Raw genomic sequence first — 216 nt, 5'->3', positions numbered from 1 at the left:
GAACAAGGCATTTACTTCTACCTGCACATTGATGCTGCCTATGGTTCATATGCTCGTTCAATGTACTTAGATGAAGACAACAACTTCATGCCTTACGACCAATTGGAATCCGTATGGAAGAAGTATGGTGTATTCCAAGGTGATGGCGAACATGTTTCTAAGTATGTTTACGATGTTTACAAGGCATTCCCAGAAGCTGAATCAATCACTGTTGAC

Annotated in this window: 1 protein-coding gene; it reads left to right on the top strand. The window is 40.7% G+C overall.

Annotation, left to right across the window (positions count from 1 at the left end; all coding sequences use genetic code 11):
• Positions 1-216: hypothetical protein (locus LI126_RS15485; RefSeq protein WP_442919979.1), on the top strand; the 216-nt coding region annotated here is incomplete at both ends.

Origin of the sequence: Mediterraneibacter sp. 210702-DFI.5.30, from assembly GCF_020560115.1 — a bacterium.
In the GTDB taxonomy this organism is placed as follows: Bacteria; Bacillota; Clostridia; order Lachnospirales; family Lachnospiraceae; genus Mediterraneibacter; species Mediterraneibacter faecis.
This window is presented reverse-complemented; position numbering and strand designations above follow the sequence as displayed.